Genomic DNA, 6,321 nt, shown 5'->3' with positions numbered 1-6,321 from the left:
CGGCAGCAAGGGCGAACCCGTAAACATCACCGTTATCCGTAACGGCGATACGCTTACCAATTCTCTCACGCCGGTTTACAACGAAGATTACAAGCGCTACATGGTCGGCATCCAGATGGGCTATGTGCTCTTCCGCGAAACAAAAATTGTGCGCCGCGGTCCTGTGGAAGCTTTCACGAAAACTTGCGCCACCAGCTGGAAAATGACCACGAGTATTTTCCGCTATTTCAAGCGCATGTTCCAGGGGCAGGTCAAGGTCGATGCCTTCTCCGGTCCGGTTTCCATCGTGGCCGTGATGGGTAACGTGTGGATGAGCGGCTTCCAAGACTTTTTGATGTTGCTCGCTCTTATCAGCATTAACCTGGGCGTCATGAACCTGCTTCCGCTCGCGATTACCGACGGCGGCCTCCTCATGTTCCTCGGTATCGAAAAGCTGCGTGGCAAGCCGCTTTCGACAAAGACGCAGACCGTCATTCAAAACGTTGCCGCGGCCTTCTTCATCAGCTTCTTCGTGTTTATCACGATTCTTGACTTCGGCAAGCTCTCGCTGTTCTTGAAATAAGGTGGCCTTATCAAGTTCGGGCTTGTGTCTTACAGGCTGTTCTTTTCTGCCATCCAGAGCTGGGCCCCTTGTCGCTCTCGATAGAGACGTATTTATTGGCAAGACCGACGAAGAAATATCCCTCGTATGCAAAACAGATGATGTACCCCAAAATACTATTTTTGCAGTATCCACATTCAATACGGATTATATCCTTGTGAAAGCCGAAAATTTCGAGAAAGCGCTGAAAGTCTTGTCTGATGCGGGATATGACGTGGTGTGATATTTCAAAAAAAATACGGAAGGGACTTGACAAAAATTTCAAAATGGCTCTGTCAAGCCATTTTATACGCCTAGTCGGGCATGACCATACTTTGTGGTCGAATTGTCGCACCAGACCGCTTGCGGGCTGGTGACGTGTTCACGCAGGAAGAAGGCGGCTTCGTGGTGACCCGCAAGCTCCCGAAGGCGAAGGTCGGCGACTTGCTGATTCTCCATGACGCAGGTGCCTACGGTGCCGCCATGAGCAGCAACTACAACAGCCGCCGCTATGCCGCCGAAACTATGTACACGAACGGCGAATTGAAGGTCATCCGCGAAAGGCAGACCTTCGAGCAGCTGTTGCAGAACGACAGGGCTATCGACCTGTAGTTTTGTAAATTCTCTAAAAAAAATCTTTATAAAGAAAAGTGGAAATTTCCGCTTTTCTTTTAATTTAGGCTTTTTTGTATCATAAAAAAGTAAATTTTCGTGATGTTGTCGTAAATTAGTTGTTTTTTGGCGATTCTGTATCTATTATCGCACCGTTTTTCGCAGCAAGCGTATATATTCCTAGTAAATGAATTCCGTAATCACATACCAGGACTATCACGCCTTTATGCGCGACTGGTTCAGCGACAAAAAAACACACACGGCGATAACGTGGCGCGAGTTCTCGAAACTTGCGGGCTTCCGCTCGCCGGTTTACCTGAAGCTGGTATGTGAGGGGAAGTCTGGGCTTCGCGGGCCCGGAATATTGCGTGTTGCGCGGGCCATGGGGCTGGAAGGCTTCGAGCTTGCGTATTTCAGGTCGCTCGTGGCGTTCAACCAGGCAAGGCGCGAAGCCATAAGGCAAAAGCATTTCGAAGAGATGCAGGCTTTATCTAAGGCGCACCGCGTCAATGTGCTTGGGCAGAAATCCATGGGGTATTTCGAATCGTGGCTGAACCCCGTGCTCAGGGAGCTGGTGCCTCACATGCCCGGCAAAAAGCCAAAGCAGGTGGCGGTACAGTGCATGCCGAAAATCACCGCGAAGCAGGTGTCTGCGACTATAGAGTACCTGACGGCTATGGGGCTCCTGAAAAAGGCCGGCAAGAATAAGTTTGAACAAACTAACAAGACGGTTTCTACGGGCAAGATGGATTTTGTGCCCCTCGCGGTCCAGCAGATGCACCTGCAGATGGGTGCCTTCGCGCTTGACGCCATCAAGAACGTGCCGCTTTCCGAGCGCTCCGTTTCGGGCCTTACGCTCGGGCTCACGCAGAAGTCGTTCCAGAAGATAGTGAAGGAACTCGCGGATTTTAGAAGGCGTATTATCGCCATCGCTACCGAAGACGACGACATGGAACGCGTCTATCGACTGAACTTGCAACTTTTCCCGCTCACGTGGAGCGTGAAGCCGAAGAAGGATTAAACTTTATGAAGAAGTTTTTTGAAATAGCCAGTTACACTGCCCTTGCATTTACCGCGTTCGGATTGGGCGCATGCTCTTCCGACGATAAAGACACGCATACGGGCGGTGCCACCGAAGAGACGCAGATTGCCATCGAGGACAAGACCATTGCGGGCGTATCCGAGAAGGGACCTTTCGTGAAGGGTTCTGCGGTAAGGCTCTACGAACTGAACGTGGATAACTTGGGACAGACCGGTCGAGCCTTTACGGGAAAGATTGCGAGCGATCGCGGCGACTTCCGCTTCACGCACCTCAATCTGGAATCGCAGTATGTGTTGCTGGAGGCAAACGGTTTCTACCGCAACGAAGTGAGCGGCAAGAATTCGGCCGCATCTATCTCGCTCAATGCGCTGGTGGACGTATCCGACAGGGAGACGGCGAACATCAACCTGCTCACGCACCTTGCCTACGAACGCATGCAGCACCTGGTAGATGACGGGGCCTCCGTGGCCGAGGCGAAAAAACAGGCGGAACAGGAAATCCTCAAGGCGTTCCAAGTCGCAGATGAATCCATCGAGGGGTTCGAGGGCCTGTCTATATTTGAGTCCGGCAAGGGGAACGCAGTTCTGCTCGCCATCAGCATTCTTATGCAGGGAGAACTTTCCGAGGCGGAATTTTCGGAGAGACTTGCGGATTTCGCATACGACATCGAGGATGACGGCGTGTGGGACGACAGCGTGACTGCGACGAAGATCGCGGACTGGGCAAGCGCACGGAGTGAGGGGGACTACTATGCCTCCATTCGCAAGAACATGGAAGACTGGGAACTCTCCGATACGATTCCGGAATTCGAGAAGACGGTTGACAAGTTTTGGTGGGAAAACTACGGACTCGGCGACTGCGACAAGAAGGCGGAAGGCGAATTGAAGGAAAACATGAACCGCATGAGCGAACTTGCACATGCGACATTCAGGTGCAAGGATGGCCGCTGGCTCAAGAAAATCTATGATGACTGGAAAGCCTATACGGACTCGGTGGACAGAGGTGTCTCCACTATTTCGTATAGGAACGCTGGCGATACCATCAAGGCGACGTTTGATATCGGGAAAAAGATTGGTTTCGACTATGCGGGTTTGGGCTATTGGCTGAACGAGCGCGGCGAACCGGAGGACTATTCTGATTGCGAAGCCATAAAATACTCCTACAAGGGGAACGGCCACAATTTTGTCGTGGGATCACCCTTGGGTGGCGAAGATGGTGACTACTACATGTATATTACGGACAGTGATGAGTGGAAAACTGTCTATATTCCCTGGGATTACTTGCAATACGAATGTTGGGGCCGTGTTTGCGGCGAAGGAACTATCGAAGGGGTCAACGGGCAGGTGACGAACTTTACCTGGCATTTCCGGGAAACGGGTTCTATTGAGATTACGGGTATCGGCTGCATAGATAGAAAGGGATACCTTGAAGCTGAAAAGCTCGAGGAACCTTGTGAATCAGGCGAGATGAAAATAGCTGCCGCCAGCGAGAGGATGGTTCTTTGCACGGATAAGGTGTGGAAACCTGCTATGTGTGGCGACGAGGGGACAGAAGGCAAGGTTCTGGAAGATCAGATCTGCCTTGGTTCCAATTGGTATGAGAAGGACTGCGACAAGTACTTGGAACAGAATCCGGATGGAAGCATGCCCGATGGATATTGCTGCACTGAAGGTGAATGGACCAATGCGACTTTTGCAGAAGATGAAAAGAACTATATCTGCCCGGAAAAATAATCAGGTAAAGATTGGGTGTAATCGTACTATACCAGTCCCGCATGACTTGACGGAGTCTTCAAAATGGCTCTGTCAAGTCATTTTATACGGTTCTATTGTCATAGCAAAAAAAGTCGGTTTCGTAAGCCCCTCCGAAGCTGTTTATTCACTACGGAATTGCAGAATTTAGGCTATTTTGGGCATTTTTGGTTTCCGCAGCGTTCTTGCAACCATACAGTCTGGTGTGACAGAGCCGAGGTCAAAACCGCAGCAGAACCGCAGTTTTTCGGAAATAACCACGCAGCTATATAAAAAGGCTTGACAGAGCCGTGGCTTTAGTGCATATTACCTGTACCTGACAGAAGACGACGGCAGCGCATGGATGGAAGACCCCATGGAAAACAATTTCTCCGTACGCTGTATAAAGGACTAACTAAAGGAGAGAAAAATGTCCACCAAGATTCTTTTCGGCCTATCGGCCAGTGCAATACTACTCCTCTCTGCCTGTGGCGACGAAGTTACCGAGGTGACCGAAGTCAATGAAACCACCGGAATGCAAGTACTGGAAAAGGGCGAAGCCTTGCCCAAGTGCAACACGGACAGCGAAGGCTCCATGGTTTACGCGCTTGATTCGGCTGCAGCCTACGTCTGCGTCGACAAAAAATGGAACTCGCTGAACGGCAAAGACGGCGAAAAGGGCGATAAGGTTGACCAAGGCGAACAGGGAGCCAAAGGCGACACCGGTGAAAAAGGCGACCAAGGAGAAAAAGGGGATAAGGGCGATACCGGTTCTTCTTGTACTGTAGAACAGTTAGCCGACAGTAGCGGATACAAAGTTATCTGCAGCGGCGATTCCGTAGGCGTGATTTTGAATGGCGAGAAAGGTGAAAAGGGAGAACAAGGAGAAACCGGCGCCAAAGGCTCCAGTTGCAATGTTTTTGATAATGGCGAAGGCACCTTGACAATAGTCTGCAATGACGGAAAGAATAGCCGGACAGTAGAATTTTATAAAGCGGTATGTGGAGCTACCCCGTACGATCCCGAGAAAATGGCCCCAGCTTATTGCGACAACGGAATTTTATACGTAAAAGATTCTCGTGACAGCCAACGTTACAGGGTTGTACCTATCGGTTCTCAAATCTGGATGGCAGAAAACCTGAATTACGCAAGTGCCGAGAGTTTTTGTTATGACGACGATCCCGCCAATTGCGAAATCACTGGCCGTTATTATTCTAAGGATATCGCAAATAATGTTTGTCCAGTTGGGTGGCATCTACCTAATTCGGAGGAGTTCGAAAACCTTATATCTTATGTTGGCGGCAAAGACGTTGCTGGAATGAAACTGAAATCTACCAACGGATGGGTTTCCCAGTCTTCCGGCAATAGTTGTAATGGAACGGACGATTATGGGTTTTCAATCATTCCTTCCGGTGACATCTCATATAATGCTAACACAGAAAAATGGATCTCTCGGATACGAGGAAGTGCATCCGCCTTCTGGATCAATAACACCGGAAATTCCTCATATAACGTCCTTCTTATCGGATATATCGATAGCTATTCTGTCTCTTTCTCTACCTCGTCGAGGATTACCTATTATTCCATCCGTTGCCTCAAGGATTAACTAAAGGAAAAACATCATGCCTAACAAGATTCTTTTCGGCCTGACGGCCACAGCAGTACTTCTCCTTTCCGCCTGCGGTGACGACGCCTCCAGTGCGACCAAAGCCGACAAACCCGAAAAAGAGGCAAAAGAAGAGGCACAAGGTAAGGATGAGCCCAAAAACTCGAAGTGCCCGGATTTCGATGAATCGACGCACTTCTGCGATGAACGCGACGGCATAGTTTACAAGTACGTGACCATCGGCGACCAGATATAGATGGCCGAAAATCTGAACCACAAGGTTGAAAATAGCTTCTGCAACGTAGACTCCTGCACCAAATATGGTCGCATGTACACATGGGGTGCCGCCATGGACAGCGCGGGCACATACAGCACGAACAGCAAGGGTTGCGGCTTTACCGAAGACGAAGATGACGTTTGTTCGATCAAAAAACCGGCCCGTGGCGTATGCCCCGAGGGCTGGCATATCCCGGACTCTACGGAATTCGCAATCCTCGTGGATAATGTCGGAGGGCAAGAAGTCGCCGGCAAAAAACTCAAGTCCACGACCGGTTGGACCGATTACGATGGTAATGCCGCCAATGGCGAAGATGCCTACGGCTTTACGGCGCTTTCGGTGATGACCCGGCTTCCTGACGGGGTAATCTTTGGCCCAGGTGTTGCACGATTCTGGTCTACTGAATATTACGGTGGCTTTGGCTCTGTCAAGTCATTTTATACGGTTCTATTGTCATAGCAAAAAAAGTCGGTT

The 6,321-nt window shown here is 50.1% G+C and carries 7 protein-coding genes and 1 pseudogene; all 8 read left to right on the top strand.

All coding sequences use genetic code 11. The features are described from left to right. Positions 1 to 562: site-2 protease family protein (locus tag Q0628_RS06245; protein WP_298769208.1), on the top strand; the 562-nt coding region annotated here is incomplete at its 5' end. Positions 563 to 608: 46 nt separating this feature from the next. Then, complete coding sequence (locus tag Q0628_RS15700; RefSeq protein WP_366979060.1) at positions 609 to 824, top strand: ACT domain-containing protein; 216 nt, start codon at positions 609 to 611, stop codon at positions 822 to 824. 125 nt (positions 825 to 949) lie between these two features. Further along, positions 950 to 1,192: pseudogene (locus tag Q0628_RS06240) on the top strand (diaminopimelate decarboxylase); the annotation flags it as partial. A gap of 187 nt (positions 1,193 to 1,379) precedes the next feature. Further along, positions 1,380 to 2,213: a TIGR02147 family protein gene (locus tag Q0628_RS06235; protein ID WP_298769204.1), complete on the top strand. Its 834-nt coding sequence runs from the start codon at positions 1,380 to 1,382 to the stop codon at positions 2,211 to 2,213. 5 nt (positions 2,214 to 2,218) lie between these two features. Further along, positions 2,219 to 3,967: a carbohydrate binding domain-containing protein gene (locus Q0628_RS06230; RefSeq protein WP_298769202.1), complete on the top strand. Its 1,749-nt coding sequence runs from the start codon at positions 2,219 to 2,221 to the stop codon at positions 3,965 to 3,967. 427 nt (positions 3,968 to 4,394) lie between these two features. After that, positions 4,395 to 5,570 (top strand): FISUMP domain-containing protein, encoded by a 1,176-nt coding sequence (locus Q0628_RS06225; protein ID WP_298769199.1) that lies wholly within the window; start codon positions 4,395 to 4,397, stop codon positions 5,568 to 5,570. 16 nt (positions 5,571 to 5,586) lie between these two features. Next, positions 5,587 to 5,826 carry a hypothetical protein gene (locus Q0628_RS06220; RefSeq protein WP_298769197.1) on the top strand — a complete coding sequence of 80 codons (240 nt, stop codon included), beginning with the start codon at positions 5,587 to 5,589 and terminating at the stop codon, positions 5,824 to 5,826. Further along, on the top strand, positions 5,827 to 6,306 hold the full coding sequence (locus Q0628_RS06215; protein ID WP_298769195.1) for an FISUMP domain-containing protein: 480 nt from the start codon (positions 5,827 to 5,829) through the stop codon (positions 6,304 to 6,306). The last annotated feature ends 15 nt before the right edge of the window (positions 6,307 to 6,321 follow it).

The sequence above is a fragment of the uncultured Fibrobacter sp. genome (assembly GCF_937877005.1).
Classification (GTDB): Bacteria; Fibrobacterota; Fibrobacteria; order Fibrobacterales; family Fibrobacteraceae; genus Fibrobacter.
The sequence above is the reverse complement of the archived record's forward strand: the minus strand, read 5'-3'. Positions and strand labels throughout refer to the sequence as shown.

Excerpts from the sequence above, each read along its gene's own strand:
- Q0628_RS06230 (WP_298769202.1), top strand. The coding sequence starts at position 2,219 with ATGAAGAAGTTTTTTGAAATAGCCAGTTACACTGCCCTTGCATTTACC.
- Q0628_RS06235 (WP_298769204.1), top strand. The coding sequence starts at position 1,380 with ATGAATTCCGTAATCACATACCAGGACTATCACGCCTTTATGCGCGAC.
- Q0628_RS06215 (WP_298769195.1), top strand. The coding sequence starts at position 5,827 with ATGGCCGAAAATCTGAACCACAAGGTTGAAAATAGCTTCTGCAACGTA.
- Q0628_RS06225 (WP_298769199.1), top strand. The coding sequence starts at position 4,395 with ATGTCCACCAAGATTCTTTTCGGCCTATCGGCCAGTGCAATACTACTC.
- Q0628_RS06220 (WP_298769197.1), top strand. The coding sequence starts at position 5,587 with ATGCCTAACAAGATTCTTTTCGGCCTGACGGCCACAGCAGTACTTCTC.